At 38.6% G+C, this 16,263-nt stretch carries 17 protein-coding genes; 10 read left to right on the top strand and 7 right to left on the bottom strand.

All coding sequences use genetic code 11. The annotated features are described in order from the left end of the window. Positions 1-21 precede the first annotated feature (21 nt). Entirely contained in the window at positions 22-240 is a 219-nt protein-coding gene (locus tag ACEE44_RS03390; RefSeq protein ID WP_172083229.1) for a hypothetical protein, read from the top strand. Here ACEE44_RS03390 and ACEE44_RS03395 read toward each other — a convergent pair. Together ACEE44_RS03395 and ACEE44_RS03400 are read right to left on the bottom strand one after the other, a co-directional pair. After that, positions 237-1,205 carry an aromatic acid exporter family protein gene (locus ACEE44_RS03395; RefSeq protein WP_449171286.1) on the bottom strand — a complete coding sequence of 323 codons (969 nt, stop codon included), beginning with the start codon at positions 1,203-1,205 and terminating at the stop codon, positions 237-239. The two genes, ACEE44_RS03390 and ACEE44_RS03395, sit on opposite strands and share 4 nt — an antisense overlap. Positions 1,206-1,280: 75 nt before the next feature. Next, a complete protein-coding gene (locus ACEE44_RS03400) occupies positions 1,281-1,670 on the bottom strand; it encodes a DUF1761 domain-containing protein (protein WP_449171287.1) in 390 nt (129 codons plus the stop codon). Positions 1,671-1,862: 192 nt separating this feature from the next. On the opposite strand from ACEE44_RS03400, the gene ACEE44_RS03405 reads away from it, so the two are divergent. From ACEE44_RS03405 to rpsI, 7 genes are all read left to right on the top strand, one after another. Then, a complete protein-coding gene (locus ACEE44_RS03405) occupies positions 1,863-3,074 on the top strand; it encodes a PASTA domain-containing protein (RefSeq protein WP_449171288.1) in 1,212 nt (403 codons plus the stop codon). 55 nt (positions 3,075-3,129) lie between these two features. Then, complete coding sequence (gene rlmB, locus ACEE44_RS03410) at positions 3,130-3,858, top strand: 23S rRNA (guanosine(2251)-2'-O)-methyltransferase RlmB (RefSeq protein ID WP_449171289.1); 729 nt, start codon at positions 3,130-3,132, stop codon at positions 3,856-3,858. Next, positions 3,859-4,380, top strand: a complete 522-nt coding sequence (locus tag ACEE44_RS03415; RefSeq protein WP_332412541.1) for an NYN domain-containing protein — start codon at positions 3,859-3,861, stop codon at positions 4,378-4,380. Further along, positions 4,377-5,237, top strand: coding sequence for a DegV family protein (locus ACEE44_RS03420; RefSeq protein WP_449171290.1), 861 nt, complete (start codon positions 4,377-4,379; stop codon positions 5,235-5,237). Before ACEE44_RS03415 ends, ACEE44_RS03420 begins: the two co-directional genes overlap by 4 nt. Positions 5,238-5,298: 61 nt before the next feature. Continuing rightward, positions 5,299-6,192, top strand: a complete 894-nt coding sequence (locus ACEE44_RS03425; protein WP_449171291.1) for a DUF7916 family protein — start codon at positions 5,299-5,301, stop codon at positions 6,190-6,192. Positions 6,193-6,417: 225 nt separating this feature from the next. Then, the gene (gene rplM, locus ACEE44_RS03430) at positions 6,418-6,864 is read left to right on the top strand and encodes a 50S ribosomal protein L13 (RefSeq protein WP_002876943.1); all 447 of its coding nucleotides are present in this window, start codon (positions 6,418-6,420) and stop codon (positions 6,862-6,864) included. A 19-nt stretch (positions 6,865-6,883) separates the two neighbouring features. Continuing rightward, a complete protein-coding gene (rpsI, locus tag ACEE44_RS03435) occupies positions 6,884-7,276 on the top strand; it encodes a 30S ribosomal protein S9 (protein WP_002942223.1) in 393 nt (130 codons plus the stop codon). 106 nt (positions 7,277-7,382) lie between these two features. Here the strand turns inward: rpsI and ACEE44_RS03440 are convergent, their stop codons facing one another. The 5 genes from ACEE44_RS03440 to ACEE44_RS03460 all read right to left on the bottom strand — a co-directional run bounded on the left by ACEE44_RS03440 (position 7,383) and on the right by ACEE44_RS03460 (position 12,245). Further along, positions 7,383-8,600, bottom strand: a complete 1,218-nt coding sequence (locus ACEE44_RS03440) for a site-specific integrase (RefSeq protein WP_105111303.1) — start codon at positions 8,598-8,600, stop codon at positions 7,383-7,385. A gap of 64 nt (positions 8,601-8,664) precedes the next feature. Beyond that, the gene (locus ACEE44_RS03445) at positions 8,665-8,928 is read right to left on the bottom strand and encodes a helix-turn-helix domain-containing protein (RefSeq protein ID WP_105106609.1); all 264 of its coding nucleotides are present in this window, start codon (positions 8,926-8,928) and stop codon (positions 8,665-8,667) included. Between the two features lie 195 nt (positions 8,929-9,123). After that, a complete protein-coding gene (locus ACEE44_RS03450) occupies positions 9,124-10,491 on the bottom strand; it encodes a hypothetical protein (protein WP_449165167.1) in 1,368 nt (455 codons plus the stop codon). 121 nt (positions 10,492-10,612) lie between these two features. Beyond that, the gene (locus tag ACEE44_RS03455; RefSeq protein WP_449165168.1) at positions 10,613-11,212 is read right to left on the bottom strand and encodes a hypothetical protein; all 600 of its coding nucleotides are present in this window, start codon (positions 11,210-11,212) and stop codon (positions 10,613-10,615) included. A 67-nt stretch (positions 11,213-11,279) separates the two neighbouring features. Next, entirely contained in the window at positions 11,280-12,245 is a 966-nt protein-coding gene (locus tag ACEE44_RS03460; RefSeq protein ID WP_449165169.1) for a hypothetical protein, read from the bottom strand. Positions 12,246-12,875: 630 nt separating this feature from the next. Between ACEE44_RS03460 and ACEE44_RS03465 the strand changes: the two genes are divergently transcribed. Both ACEE44_RS03465 and ACEE44_RS03470 read left to right on the top strand, forming a co-directional pair. Beyond that, positions 12,876-13,289: a hypothetical protein gene (locus tag ACEE44_RS03465; protein WP_449165170.1), complete on the top strand. Its 414-nt coding sequence runs from the start codon at positions 12,876-12,878 to the stop codon at positions 13,287-13,289. Positions 13,290-13,526: 237 nt separating this feature from the next. After that, entirely contained in the window at positions 13,527-16,262 is a 2,736-nt protein-coding gene (locus tag ACEE44_RS03470) for a Z1 domain-containing protein (protein ID WP_449165171.1), read from the top strand. Position 16,263 lies beyond the last annotated feature (1 nt).

Here is a 16,263-nt window from a genome sequence, read left to right on the forward strand (position 1 = left end):
ATGCTTTACAGGAGGCTCCTTATGAAGTCGCTACTGAGAAAAATTCGTATAACGTCTCTTTATATTTTGCTTTATAATCTCATTTTAATCCTCTCCATTTGGCTAGGGAAGGTATCTTCCAAGGAAGAATTTATGATTGCAGTCGCAGGGAATGCGGTCATGATGGGCCTGTCTTTCGTGCATTTGCACAACCAAGTATCAGATGAATTTCATGGAAAAGTAGAAGAACCGTCGGCTTAAACTGACGGTTCTTGGTCTTTATAAACTTCATAAAAATCAACCTTGAGGCGAATAAAGGCTTCCATGTCATGTAGGAGTTGGAAGAGGGTGGCTCGGGTTTCAAATTCTTCTCGGGTTTGCGGCAGAGGTCGCTCGCGGAAGGTGGCATGGAAGAGTTCGATGTCCAGGAGCAGTTCCTTAGCGGAGTTTTCTCGGCTTAGTTGCTGGGCTGCTCGCTCGAAGAGGCTGGACAGGATGACATTTTCTCTGCCTTCCAGTAAACACTTGTTGATATTTCCTGCCATGGTCCGCAGGATTTTATTTTGTGCGGCTCGCATTTCAAAGTAATGGACCTGGTAGTTGGTCTGCTGGAAGAGCTGGTTGTGGCGGTCTAGATAGACGACTTTCAGGGCCTCCTCCAAGGTCTTATCCAGCTGCGTAATCAATGCTGCCTCGTTTCGTCCGTCGCCGTTGAGCAGAAAGGCTTCAAAGCGAAGGAGAATCTGCTTGAGCAGGTCTTCGACTTGGTCGTGATAGGCCTGGATTTGCTTTTCTTGTGAGGGCATATAGAGGTTAAACAAGAGTGCCAGTCCTGCCCCAATCAGAAAAAGCGCCAGCTCATTTCCCAAAAAAATCAGCGAAATATCCTGCTCTAGCAAGAGGTGAGTGACGAGGACGGTCGATGGGGCAATGCCTGCCTCCCAGTTGAAACGGTAGGCCAGGGGGACGTAGAGGGCTAGGTAGATGCCTAGGGTCCAGATGCCAAAGCCAAAGAGGGCGAAGGTCAGGACGGCTATGGTCAGGGCCAGGAGGGTGGAAAAGAGGCGGTTGCGAGCCATTTTGAAGCTGGACTTGCGGGTGTCGAGGACGCTGAGAATAGCGATGATGCCGGCCGCTGTCGCATAAGACAAGCCCAGGGCGGTCGCTAGGTAAATAGCCAGAACGGTGGCAAATATCAGTTTGATGGTGCGGAGGGAAAGGGACATGGGGGCTCCTTTGGTTTTAGTCTATTTCTATTGTATCATAAAATAAAAGCCTCCTAAAGGATAGGAGGGAATTGGTTATGCAAATAGAGCCAGAATACCGACTACTAGGTAGCAGACTAGTTTGTAGCTTTCGTTGATGAGGATGAGGTTGATAGGGCGTTGCTCAAAGACGTAGTTTTTCAATGAAGCAAGGACCGCAATTACGCCCATGCCGCCAGCTGCGTGAAGGGGAGAGATGCCGAGGGTTTTGATGAAGAAGATGGCGATGATAGCAGTAAGGACTTCAATGACAAGAGAAATCACCATTTCCTTCTGACCATTTTTCCCAGCCTGACGATCTGCTTCTACCTTAGCCATGTCAATGCCTGAAGCCTTGATCCAAGCATCGCGGAAAATCACACCATACCACAAACCACCGATAGCAAAGGCAATCAGACCTGCCACAATTCCAAATACAAGTGTCATACATTCTCCTTTTGTGTCCGCTGGTACGGACAAGTAATAGGTATCAGAATATCATAGGCTTTGCTATTTGTCAAAAGTTAGATTGAAACGGGGTGAAAATGAGGATTGACAAATTTAGGTGTTATGCTATACTAAAATAAAATAGATTTTGTTTATGGATAATAACCAATATTTTATGAGGAGATGATTATTATGGATCAATGGATGCGAGATTTTGAAGAGCGGCAGAGACATGATGAATTGAAGCAAAAAATGGATGCTCAAACCTCTGCTATAAACTCTCAAGCAATAGCACTTCAAAAACAAAATAACATTTTGCAAAAAGAGCATGAGCGTCAAATTGAAAAAGAGTTTAAGGACAGAATTTTTCAATTACGATTGCATTTAGCACAGGTTACGGATGAGAGTCAACGATTTGTCATCCAGCAAATGCTCAGCGAAGCTGAGGAAGATTATGAGAATTATCAAAGAGAGCAAGCTGAGAAACGTTTGGCAGACGCAAAAAGACGAAAGATATGGCTAATCATTTCAAGTGTTGTGGCTGTGTTAGGAATGGCTGGTTTATATTTTGTCTACCAAGATATTTCTCAAGTTACAGTACCTGAATTATATGGTGTTGAGCTATCTGAAGCTAAGGATTTACTGTATGAAGAGGGGTTAAAGGTCGGGACAATAACAGAAGTTGGTGGACAGTCGGTTCAGCCTGGGAATGTCTCAATGTCTTCTCCAAGTGGAGGAAATAAGGTAAAGAGAGGAAGTTCAGTCAATCTAGTTGTTGCAGAAGATACAGATGAAACGATTGTGGTTGAAGAGAGCTCGACTAGCGAAGTATCAACTAGCAAGACTGCTGGAAGTTCGCAAGCTTCTAGCCAGTCTCAGGTAGGTAGCGCCGTTCAATTGTTTACTGTGGATATTAAAAAACAAGGACTGGTTATTCGTCAGGAACCTAGTTTATCTGGAGAAGTTGTGACCAATATAGAACCTGGAATGTACACGATAGTTGAGACGACTCAAAAGGAAGGACATAGTTGGGGCAGATTAAAGTCAGGACAGGGTTGGATTTCCTTGACAGATTTGCATAATCCTGTACCGCAGGTTGATACCAAAAACTTAACGACAGATCAGGTAAAAGCTCGGGTCATGGATGATTTATTTAGCCGTAGCGTCATGATTGAAAAGTATCGAAAAGACCAGGTTGTCATAAGTGTTCGTATGGCTGAGGATGGTTTAGTTTATGCAGATGTAACTGTACCATCAGACCCTAATTTTGAACCACGAGATTGGAGTTATCGGATCAATAGTCGTGGGGAGTTAGAGGCAAGCGAATATGACACAGATCCGGAACAAGGGGGTGTCAACTGGTATGTTGCCCAACATTATTATTTGGAAAACAGTGTGAACTAAGAAAGCTGAGAAATTCTCAGCTTTTTCCTTTTCAAAAATATGCTATAATAAAACCATGGAACATAATGATATTGTATATGGCGTACATGCTGTGGTGGAGAGTTTGGAGGCCAACACCGGCAACAAACTCTACATTCAGGATGATTTACGCGGAAAAAATGTAGAAAAAATCAAGGCCCTTGCGGCAGATAAAAAAGTCTCGATTTCCTGGACGCCCAAAAAGACCCTATCAGACATGACAGATGGTGCGGTTCACCAAGGCTTTGTCCTGCGTGTCTCCGAGTTCGCCTATGCGGACCTGTCGGTGATTTTGGAAAAGGCAGAGCAGGAAGACAATCCCCTCATTCTCATCTTGGACGGTCTGACAGATCCCCACAACTTCGGCTCGATTTTGCGGACCGCAGATGCTACTCAGGTAGCAGGCATCATCATTCCTAAGCACCGAGCAGTTGGCGTGACGCCTGTTGTGGCTAAGACCTCCACAGGTGCGGTGGCCCATGTCCCAATCGCCCGAGTGACCAATCTTAGCCAAACCCTTGATAAGCTCAAGGAGGCTGGCTTCTGGGTATTTGGCACGGATATGAACGGAACCCCAAGCCACAAGTGGAATACGGCTGGCAAACTAGCTCTTATTATTGGCAACGAAGGCAAGGGCATCTCCAGCAATATCAAAAAGCAGGTCGATGAGATGATTACCATTCCCATGAAAGGGCATGTCCAATCCCTCAACGCCAGTGTGGCAGCCGCTGTGCTCATGTACGAAGTATTTCGGAAGAAAATCTAAATGAAAGAAAAAGTTCTCATCGTAGATGGCTACAATATGATTGCTTTTTGGCAATCGACCAAGCAGGATTTTAAAAAGGGAGACTTGGATGCGGCCAGAACGACCTTGCTTCGAACCCTGTCTCATTATGCAGCTTTTGAACAGATCGAGGTCATTTGTGTCTTTGATGCCCACCATGTGCCAGGCCTTCGCCAGCAGTATGACGAATTCAAGGTATCGGTCATTTTTACAGATGAGGAAGAGGCGGCAGATAGCTACATTGAACGGCTTAGTGCCCAGCTCAATAGTGACCGTCGTAAGCAGGTTTCCGTCGCAACCAGCGACCTCAATGAACAATGGGTGGTCTTTTCACAAGGTGCCTTAAGGGTTTCGGCGCGTGAGTTGGAGGAGAGAACCAGGGTTATCAAGAAGGATTTGGACAAGTTTGTGGACCAGGTAGAACTCTACACTCCGCGCCTCAATCCTTGGTCAGATGGGAATTTTCAAGCTTTAAAAGAAATGATGGAGGAAATGAAAGAGTGACATTTACAATCGTAACCGATTCGACATCGGATTTGCCAGTTAGCTGGCTGCAAGAAAATGATGTAACCGTGCTTGGTTTGACCATTAACCTAGACGGCGTAACCTATGAAACCGTTGGGGAAAACCGTTTAACTTCTGCAGATCTGCTGGATAAAATGGCGACTGGAGGTCTTCCGACAACCAGTCAGGTTAATGTTGGTCAGTTTGAGGAAGTCTTTGAGGCTGCAGCCAAGGAAGGTCAGGAAGTGCTTTATCTCGCCTTTTCATCTGCTCTTTCAGGAACCTATCAGAGTGGAATTATTGCACGCGATATGGTCTTGGACAATTATCCTGATGCTGTTATCGAAATTGTAGATACTAAGGCGGCGGCTATTGGTGAAGGTTACTTGGTTATGCAAGCTGCGCAAGCGCGTGCAACGGGTAAGTCATTAGCTGAAACCAAGGCGCTCATCGAGGACTTGGTGCCACGTTTGCGGACCTATCTCTTGGTCGATGACCTCAACCATTTGGTGCGTGGTGGCCGCCTGTCCAAGGCAGCAGCTCTCATTGGAGGATTGGTCAATATCAAACCTCTTCTTGCTCTCAATGCGGAAGGGAAGTTAGAAGCTATTGCCAAAATCCGTGGTCGCAAAAAAGGGATTAAGGAAATGCTAAACCTGACCTTGGACGGTTTGGATCATTCCACGGTCATGGTGGCCTATACAGGTGATTTAGAGGCTGCTGAAGCCATCAAAGCGACCTTGTTGGAAGATAGCCGTGTGACCGATGTTCTCTTGACTGAGTTGGGTCCGATCATTGCTACCCATACAGGGACAGGGGTGCTAGCTATCCTATCCATCAATAAGAAAGAGAGATAATCTCTTTTCTTTTTACAGAAACAGAAAGCGATTACAAAACGATGTCGATGAGGAGGTTCTTATGAAACGTTTATTGTCATGCTATGCTAGTGATATCGTGGGAGCGACCAAGGAGGAGCTCAAGCAGTCCATTTTGTCTAGTGAAGGTCGGATTATCATGGGAGAAACGGTGGTCACAGCTGCCCCCTTGATTGCGGGGGTGACCAATGCGGAGATGATGGCTGCTTTTGGTTGCGACCTCTTAGTGCTCAATGAATTAGATGTTTTTCATCCGGAGATTGTTGATTTTTACGACTGCGACAATCCTATCGCTGAAATCAAGCGGTTGACGGGTCGATTGGTTGGGATTAACTTGGAGCCTGTAGACGCTAGTCAGGAAGTCCAAGACCAGCAGGTTTTTCTAAAACCAGGTCGTCAGGTCAGTCCAGAAAGTCTGCGACAGGCCCAAGCCCTTGGCGTAGATTTTATCATGCTGACAGGTAATCCTGCTACAGGTGTGTCTATGGCTGCAATCCGCTCTGCTATTGGCCATGCCAAAGAACACTTTGAAGGACTCATATTTGCAGGAAAAATGCATGGTGCAGGTCTGGGAGAGTCGGTCGTGGACAGCCAAGCCCTGCTGGATTTTGTGGAGCTGGGGGCAGACGGTGTCCTCATACCAGCGGTCGGAACAGTACCGGGTGTGCGGGAGGAGATTGTGGCACCAATCATTAGTCAGGTCAAGGCGCGTGGGGCTTTGGTTATTTCGACTATCGGGACCAGTCAAGAGAGTGCGGACAGCCAGACGGTGCGGGAGTTTGGGCTCAGCAACAAGCGGGTGGGCTCGGATATTCACCATATCGGAGATGGGGGCTACGGTCGGATGCCAGACCCTGAAAATATCTTGGCCTTGTCCCTGGCGGTCAGAGGCAGGCGGCATACTTATTTTAAAATGGGGCAGTCAGTGAGGAGATAGGATTTGGTGTCGTTTTTCAGCTGTAACTGTTCGATTTTTCTATCCTTTCTTTAGGTTGAAGAAAAAATAAAAAAAGTAAAGTAAAATAACTTGACGAGTACCAGTAGTTTTGATAGAATGGTAGACGGTATTGTTTACCCCATTTGAAAGGCCCCGGAACCTTCCAAATACCCGCGGACCGGAACATCCGCCCAGTAAACAAAAACGATTCGTATAGGAGAAATCATGAACAAAACAACATTTATGGCTAAACCAGGCCAAGTTGAACGTAAATGGTATGTAGTAGACGCTACTGATGTACCTCTTGGACGCCTTTCAGCAGTAGTTGCTAGCGTTCTTCGCGGTAAAAACAAACCAACTTTCACACCTCACACTGATACTGGTGACTTCGTTATCGTTATCAACGCTGAGAAAGTGAAATTGACTGGTAAAAAAGCAACTGATAAGATTTACTACACTCACTCAAACCACCCAGGCGGATTGAAATCAATCTCAGCTGGTGAATTGCGTTCTAAAAACGCTGTTCGTTTGATTGAAAAATCAGTTAAAGGTATGCTTCCACACAACACACTTGGTCGTGCACAAGGCATGAAATTGAAAGTGTTTGTTGGTGCTGAGCACACTCACGCTGCACAACAACCAGAAGTACTTGATATTTCAGGTCTTATCTAAGGGAAAGGACGTAATCTAAATGGCACAAGCACAATACACAGGTACTGGTCGTCGTAAAAACGCGGTTGCACGCGTACGTTTGGTCCCAGGTACTGGTAAAATCACAGTAAACAAAAAAGATGTAGAAGAGTACATCCCACACGCTGACCTTCGTTTGGTTATCAACCAACCATTCGCAGTAACTTCAACTCAAGGTTCATACGACGTTTTCGTTAACGTGAACGGTGGTGGTTACGGTGGTCAATCAGGTGCGATCCGTCATGGTATCGCGCGTGCATTGCTTCAAGTAGACCCAGACTTCCGCGATTCATTGAAACGCGCAGGCCTTCTTACACGTGACGCTCGTATGGTTGAACGTAAGAAACCAGGTCTTAAGAAAGCACGTAAAGCTAGCCAGTTCTCAAAACGTTAATTATCAGCGATATATCAACGTTTCAAAGCACTCAAGAGTTTACCTCATGGGTGCTTTTTTCGTGTTTTTTTGAAAAGTTCACCTCAAAATTTACCTTATTTTTACCTTATTGCTTCAGAGAGTTTAAAGCAAATTCTCCAACAGCCATTGGAATGATATTTGAGGTGTTGACATAAATCTGAGTTGTCAAGGTGTCACTGTGGGTCAGAGCTTCTGAAATAGCTTCTAAACTCATTCCCGCCTGTTTGGCAAGTGTTGCCCCTGTGTGTCGGAGTTTATGAGGTGTAGCGTGTGTCAGATGTGGGTGACGCTTTTTAACTGTTCGCATTTTGTTATTTAGATAATCTGCGTGCAGAGGTTTATTGATGTTTCCTTTGGTATCTATATAAGTGAAGACGAACTGTTCAGGATTTGTAATGATTCCAAACTTTGCAAGTTCTTGCCTTTGTTGTTTTTTCCAATTCTGGAGAAGTTGAAGTAAGTCAGATGAAATAGCAAAGGTTGTTTTCTTGTTCCCTTTGGTTGATTTCACATCTCCATACCTATCTAGTGCTTGGAGTAATTGAATTTGGGATTTTTCAAAATTAATGTGTTTCCACTGCAAAGCATAAGATTCAGATTTTCGGTCTCCCAAGAAGAAGGTAAGATAAAATAGAACATAGTCTTTAAGCGAAATTTTTTCATTAGTCAAGTCATCTTGGAAAGCCGAGAACCACTCTTGTAGTTGTTCCTGTGTAAGGTAGAGGTCTTCATCTCTCTTTGCTTCCGCTAATTGGATTTTCTTGGTTGCTTTGATACGACGCAAGGTTTTAGCAACTTTATTTGATTCTATATATTCTAATTCCTCTGCCCAATCAAATATGGAAATTACATAGCTTCTCAAGGTCTTGAAATTGGCGTATTCATTAGCTTTAGCAGTCATCAAGTTTAGAATAACTTGCTTGTTCTGATTGAGAAATTGAATAGTGTAATTACCTAGCATAGGTAAAATATGTTTTTTGAAACAAGTTTTTGTATTGGCTATAGTTGACCTGCTTGGGGGCTTTGTAGTTGAAGTGGTCTGTCCTGCTTTATAATACTCCCACCAGACATTTTCGTAAAAATCTTTGAATAGAATGTCTATCTTGCCTAGCCCTGTAAACTCATTGTTCTCAATCTGATTGATTTTTGTTAAAAGGTCTATCTCTGCTTGTCGTGCCTCCTTTTTACTTTTGAAACGCTTATCAAAATAGTTATTATTGACGATACCAAGTGGCATCCGTGCTTCCGTTGGAATATACACTTTTAAGCGATATGTTCCGTTTTTTGTCTTAGTGATAGTCATGATATTCTCCTCTTTTCGAACCAGAAAATATCAAGACAATTATAAAATAAAAAGTTAGATATTTCTAGTTTTGCGAAAGTAGCCATGAGTCGATGGCTTGTTTGTTGAAACGAACTGTTTTTCCGATCTTAATAGATGGAAGCCCTTTGCGAATCCATTCATCCAACGTGTTATTTGAAATTCCAAGGTAGTCACATGCTTGTTTTTTGTTTAAGTATGAATTGTCTATATTTCGATGATGAATTTGTTTTTCAATTTCTGATGTAATTAAACTTGAAATTAATATCTGAATTTGTTTGATCTGATCGTCTGGTAAGATAACTTGCATTTTAACCTCTTTTCTCGTAAAATTTGCAATTGTTTTTTGATATTAGTTATTATGCCACAGTGTGAACTAAAAACTGTTATTTTTGGAAAAAATTAGAAGAATGCTGTTAATTTGTCTTCTGTTTCGGAAGACAATTTTTTCACGAAATGCTGTAATATCAACGTTTTGGAGGTTTTACAAAGTTGTAAAATCATATTAAAAACCGTTAAATAATTCTTTTAAATTCAACAATCGATTCAAAATTAATTTATATAAATCAATTTTGTAATGATGTTTTCTACGTAATTTATTGTTCAATGAATAGATTTTATTTCTGAATTCTTTTGAAAAAGTTGGGATCTGTACAATATGTAATTCATTTGTGTTGTAATTTTTATGACAACCTAAACCATGTGCCTTTGCGAAATCAAGAGCATCAAACATCAATCGTAAAATGATTAATACATTCCATGTCACCATCTCTGATAAATAAAAAGCTTCAGAATTTATATTTAATTCTTTCTGACTTTTAATAATCATATTTTTTCTATAACGCGATCTATTTTCTTTCGAAACAAATTTAGCATTTATAAGACTAAGTATTTCTTCATCTAAAACTAGCGGAGTGTTTGTTGAATGTGCAACGTTAATCTGTTTTTTCAACAATTCTTCGAAAGTCGCACGTGGTTTTTCTTTGAAAATTTTGGATAATTCTCTGTCAGTATTTATTACTGATTGTTCGATTTCTTTTATGAAATTGAAGACTCCAATTGAAATCAAGTTTTCTAAGTATTGAATGATTTTCAGATTATCAATTTCTTCCAGATCACAGGTAGTAAGAAGAGATTTAATCTTATCTTTTTTCAAAACTGTTTCGAAACGATAAACTTCAAATGCTTCTGTTTTTGCTTTATCAAGTTGTCCTAACCTCTTTGCTTTATTTGTTTTGTTGTACAAAACTTGTTCCTCATTTTTAGATCTATTGGTTGTTAAAATATCATATTCTTTGTCTTTGATACGATTTGATGATGAAGCGAAATTCACTTTTTTATTTGTTAGACAGCGTAATAATAGCGTTCTTGTTTGAAGGTGAAATGGTGATTGTATGGCCATTGTAAATGCAAGTTCAATTTCTTGGAATTCGCAATGATATATCGTACATGAAATTCCTATTTCATGTTCCAACAATAACAAAGCCCTATTTAATCTTTGATAGATACCTTCGATAGAATCTGTGGATATGTTTAATCCACAATGTATCAATTCTATGCGGTAAAAATAACTGCCATCAAATGGATTTTTTCCCATGAGAAATGAACCAAAAGTAGATGATTTGACCTTTAATTCGGAGATGGTGCCTAACTTATCGTATTTCTTCGTGATAGAAAAATTATTTTTCATAGAAGCAGCTAAATCTAATTCCTGGTTGTTGATGTGGAACTGTCCTTTCAATGAAAGAACTACTTTATCTATACCCCAAAATGCATTTGTTACAGAAAAACAACTTTCCATTTCTTTTATATTCTCATCATAGATTTTTTGTTTTTCCTCATCTGACATACCTCTTGTAATTTTTGAGACCATTTTTTCCTCTTTCGTTTCTCGAAATGAATTATGCCACATTCAGAACTTTTTCAGAGAAAAAATGACAAAAAATGACAAAAAATAGAGATAAATTCCAAAAAGAAATTTGTCTCTATACTTTCTATTTTTGTTCTACCACTATATCTTCAAGTATATAATTCTCAAAGATAAACATTTCCTCATGAATTGTCTTTTGAATGGATATAGGTAAGGCTGATAAATACACATAATCCCCTATTTCAAAATTTGTTTCATTGACACGCATTTTTGTGCTGTATTGTACTTTGACTCTATTTTCACAGTTATCCTTGATAATCATTTCGATCCAATTCGAATTTGGTTTTAAATGTTTATCAATAACTTTTCCAAAAACAAACATCTTTGCGAAATGGTTTGGATATGCAAAACCGAAGTTAGGCTTTTTATTGAAGAATACCGCCAGTTCAGTCTGCTCTTCTTGGATGGTATCTATAATAATTTCGTAGCTATTCTTTGTATTAATGTTTTCGATATGACCTGATATCGATACCGTCATTCCCTTCTTCAATTGAAATTTTTCACGATTAAAATAACATTTCAAATATGTGTGCTTTCGACCGGCGCCGTTTCTGATAAAGAGACCAAGATATGGCACGATATCTTGGTCATTTACTTCAACGATTTTTCCTCTTGCTAAAATTGTGTTTCGATTTATTTTTTGTAGATTATTTTGATTCCTCATTTTATGTCCTCCATTTAATCAATTTCTACATTATCATTATGCCTGAAAAAACAATACAAAAAAATCATTACAGAATGTAATTTGTCACGGTAACTGAGAGACGCCAATGTGACAAATTAAGTACAGATACTGCCATGAGAGCCAGGCGATTATACATAATTGGCATTCCTGAAGCAATTGCCTTTATTTTATTTGTGCCACGTAGTATATACAATTCGTCACGTAAATCATAAATGAAATTTTTACGCTGTCTGTCGTATTTTTTGGGGGATTCTTGTTTTAATTTCTGATGACCTTCTTCCCATTTTTTGATTAATAAATTTGAAAGTGCTTGTCTCATCCTCGGATTAGCTTGAATTTTTTCTAAATAATAGAAGTAGCTATCTCTTGAATGTTGTGCACGAAATGCATGTAAATTGATCTGATTGTTCATCTCCTCTTCTGAAAATACTGGTTCATTTTCTAGGATCCCATCAAAAGTTCGACGAACAAGTTCAACATCTTTTGGTAAAATGTATTGCATTTGTTTCTTGCCGCCTTTTCCCCTTTTAACATAAACATAACAATTACCATACTCATCTTCTTTAAAGTCCGAACCAATAAGATTTTTAAGCTCGTTACGACGAATTCCAACTACTTTCTGAAATGCGACTAGGCGAGAGAAGCGAGAGTTCAATTCTTGTTTTTTCCCTTGTTCATTCGCTTCATGTTGTCGTCCACGAACGATTTTATCGCTGGTTCTTTTTTGTTTTTTGATACGGTTTAGATTGATTCCAGCGGCTTTTGCTATTGGAGCTAAATATGTGTGAATTGTTGCGGCTGTGTATTCTTTCGGATCATTTTTTAAATCGTCGTGATAACGTTGAAGAACTTCTTCTGTAATATCCGTTATTTTTTTGATGTTATTTTCTTTGGCCCATTTAGAAAAACGAGTAGCAGATCGTTTGTATGAAGTTCGAGATGTATTATTTGTAACATTTTTTGTTGCTGCGACAAAGATATCGTGTTTCAAAGAATTCTTTTTTCGTGGCATTTCTTTCTCCTTTCTTTTCAAAATGCTTGTTATTGTTAAACTGCCTCCCACCCTTTTTGCCTGAGCTGGGTATGCTCCTGAAAATTTCCGATGAGGCTGTCCTATTGGACTATCGTTTTCAATACTCTTCAGTAGCACCGTCGAATATCTCTGAAATCTTCGTTTTGTCATTGAACTGGTTATTTTTCAAACCGAACTTTCTACATTTACTTTCATTAAACATCTTTTTCTGTACCACATTCTTTGTTAAATGGTTATTCTGTACTCATTTCATTTGTAGAATAACCATTTATTTCACTATTTTTTCACACTCTCATCTTGGTCAATGACATCCAAAACAAGAGAAGTTCACATCATTTGGAAACCTATTTTTTCACCGAGCCCAGTGCGGCACTCAAATGATAGTGACATTACCACCTTCTTTCTCTATTCACATCAATTTTATTCAATAGTATTATGTCGCTTTTTCAAAAAAATAAAAAAACGCAAAACATTTTTCGTTTACAAGAATTCACACACGTTTTTTATATTTTGAAAAAAGTGGCATACTAATAATGAAGTCAAGAGGAGGATAGTATGTTTAAAAATTAAGTGTTCCAAAAAACAAAAAAATTATAAGGAGAATTTATTATGATAGATGATATGTTGCTAGAAGAATTACTGACATTAATTGCTGAGATGGAAACGAAATGCAAAAAAATCCTGATAATAAAAGGTCATGGAATTGATATCATTAGTGATTATTATTTCATTGAAGATGATTTTGCAATCGTTAGTTTTAGTCGTAATAAAGATAAATTGACCATTAGATTTGAGGATCAACAATGTTATGTGATTGTTGAGAATGAATTGGAAGGCGAGATAGCCGAGGTGATTGATTGTGAGGATATTGAATACCAAATTGAGATCTTAGTTAAACAGATCATTCTTGGAAAATGGCAAAAATTTATGTATGTTGCAAAAAATAGTTCTCTAGTGGATGCGATCCAGAAACATAGAGTAGATGATTATTCTAATGGTCCAGATGCTATTATGTATTTCTAAAAATCAAACCTGTAATTTAATAAAGAAAAAAGTGGTAATTGCTCATTTTGGGGTGAGAGCCACTTTTAATTTTCTACATTTTCGTACTTTTTCTTTTTAATAATTCCATTAATTCAAATTTCAATCAATGCCTCATCATCGACTAAATATCAGAACTCATTGAGTTCAATATACCTATTCAAAAAACTAATTTTGGTTTATAATAAATATAATTGAATATTTCAGGGAGTAAAACTTATGTACAATGATAAAGATTATTTTTCAATAAAAAAATGGGTAGAAACTTGGGCTGAGACACAAGAACAAAATCAAGACGAAATGCAATATTCTAAAGTTAAGGACACAATTTCATCCTTTATCAAAGCTAAAGAGGGTGATGAAATTGAGGATGTTTGGAATTATTATGTCAAAGAATATTTTGAACGCAATAAGAAAGTTGATATTGTCAAAATAGGCCAAAATCAACAAAAAATTAAACTAGCAACTGATAGTGGGTCAAGTTGGAAAATTTATGAAAATAAATTAATTGAACAAAAGTGGACTCCAGATTCTATTAACACTATTCGAGAGTCGAGTAAAGAAGTTCTCAGTTACTTAAATGATGATAGAGATATTTATGGGACTACAAAAGGATTGGTATTAGGAAATGTTCAGTCCGGGAAAACTGCTAATATGGCAGGAGTTATCTCAATGGCAGCTGATCAAGGATATAATTTCTTTATCGTTTTAACGGGAACTATTGAGAATTTAAGGAAACAAACATCTGATAGACTATTTAATGATCTAAATGGTTCAGGCAATTTGAATTGGCAGACAATAGAAAATCCAAGTTTAAGGGCCACGAATGCAGAAAGATCGATCTCTAATTTTAATTTAGCAGAAGGGGATAGGCATAGATATTTGTCTGTTTGTTTAAAGAACAAAACGAGATTAACAAATTTAGTTAAATGGTTATATTCTGATCCAAACAAAACACGCCAGTTAAAAATTTTGGTGATTGATGACGAGGCGGATCAAGCTAGTATCAATACCAATAACATCGCAGAGGATGAAGAAGCTACTGTGATAAATGGTTTGATAAAAGAATTGGTGAATAATGACTCTGTCAAAGCTATGAATTATATCGCTTATACTGCGACACCGTATGCAAATATTCTTAACGAGTCATCCAGAGAATCGTTATACCCAAAAGATTTTATTTTGGTTTTGCCACAGTCTCCAGATTATATCGGACCAACTGAGATGTTTGGAACTTCTGAGCCAGAGCAGTATCCGAAGATAGACATTACTAGGGAAATACCTAATGATGACGTAGAAAAAATAAGAAAGATTCAAGCAGGAAAGCTGCCTCCAGTTATACCGAATTCATTAAAGAAGGCAATTGACTGGTTTATCTTATCTTTAGCTAGTATGCGAACTCTAGGGTATCAGAAGCCCGTTAGTATGCTGATACATACGTCATTTAAGATTAATGAACATGTAGTGATTTCTAGTTTAGTAGAACAATATTTAAAAGAAATTAGGAGTAAGCCAGAATCATTTTTGGAAAACCTAAAAATATTATTCAGTGATGAGTCGATAGATTTTAGCCGGTCAAAGTTTATTGAAAATATGGAGAATTACTCAACTCCAGAAGGGGTTCCGCAATATCCAAAGTGGTCAGAGATTAGTGCTCAAATTGAAAGGCTTTTTAGGCTAGATGATAAGAATTATGTTAGCCATGTTCAAATATCTGAATCCGGTCAACCAAAATATCATGATGGATTTCATATTGCAATTGATAATAGTAAGATGAATTCAACAGATGAGATGATTCGACTAGTGTATCCTACAAAACGAAATATGACTAAGCTTGCTCCAGCTTTTATCGTCGTAGGGGGAAATACACTCTCAAGAGGGTTGACGATTGAAGGATTAGTTTCAACATACTTTCTTCGTACAACAAATCAAGCCGATACACTAATGCAAATGGGAAGATGGTTTGGTTACAGGAAAGGCTATGAAATTTTTCCACGTGTGTGGATGGAGTATATAGCTAATAGAAGATTTCAATTTTTAGCTCAACTTAATTTGGAATTGCGAGAAAGTTTGGATTTATATGCTATGAAAAAATATACCCCACTTGAAGTAGCTCCAATGATTAAGAATTCTCCTGATTATCAATTGGTGAGGATTACTTCACAGAAAAAAATGCAAGGAGCTATTGCGGCGGAATTCAATTTTTCTGGTTTTAACATGCAAACCATATATTTCAAAGATGATGTTAGTAAATTACAAGCCAATATTAAATTAACATCAGAGTTTTTAAATTCCTTGCCTGATCCTGAAAATCGTAAGGCTCACCTAGTCTGGAAAAATGTGGATAATGGGATAGTTGAGAAATTCTTAGATGATTACTATATTATTGAAGAGGATGAGCGAGCAAATTTGGTGACAGAATTGATTCGGTGGTTAAAATCTAATAATAAATTTTTAGATTCGTGGAGTGTGGTTTTATCATCGAAAGGTAATGAGATTCCAGAAGCGAATGAATCGACTGATTGGAATATCCATGGCTATTATCCAAATTCAGTTTCACGTAGTAAGCTAACCAAAGGAAGTTCAAAAGATGTAACTTCCATAGGGGTTTTACGGAAGCCCGCAGATTTGCTTGCAGATATTGATCCAGATAAATTGGAAAGTAAAGACAAGAAAGAGTCTAAAGTAGAATTAATTAGGAGGATACGTCAAAAACATGGTTTAGGAAATACTCCTCTGTTAATCCTATATAAAATAGATAAAGATAGTTTACCATCACCAAATGTAGATCAAAAAAGAAGAGAACCACTAAATTTCACTGAAGATATCATCGGAATCAATGTGCTGATCCCAAGTTTTGTTGGGTCGAAAAATATTGATGGAAGCACTTATGCTACGAGACTTTCAGTAAAAATCAGTGATGAAGAAATAGCTGAACAAGTAGAGGAGGAATAAT

It is taken from the genome of Streptococcus sp. 32226D021BW (assembly GCF_053545015.1).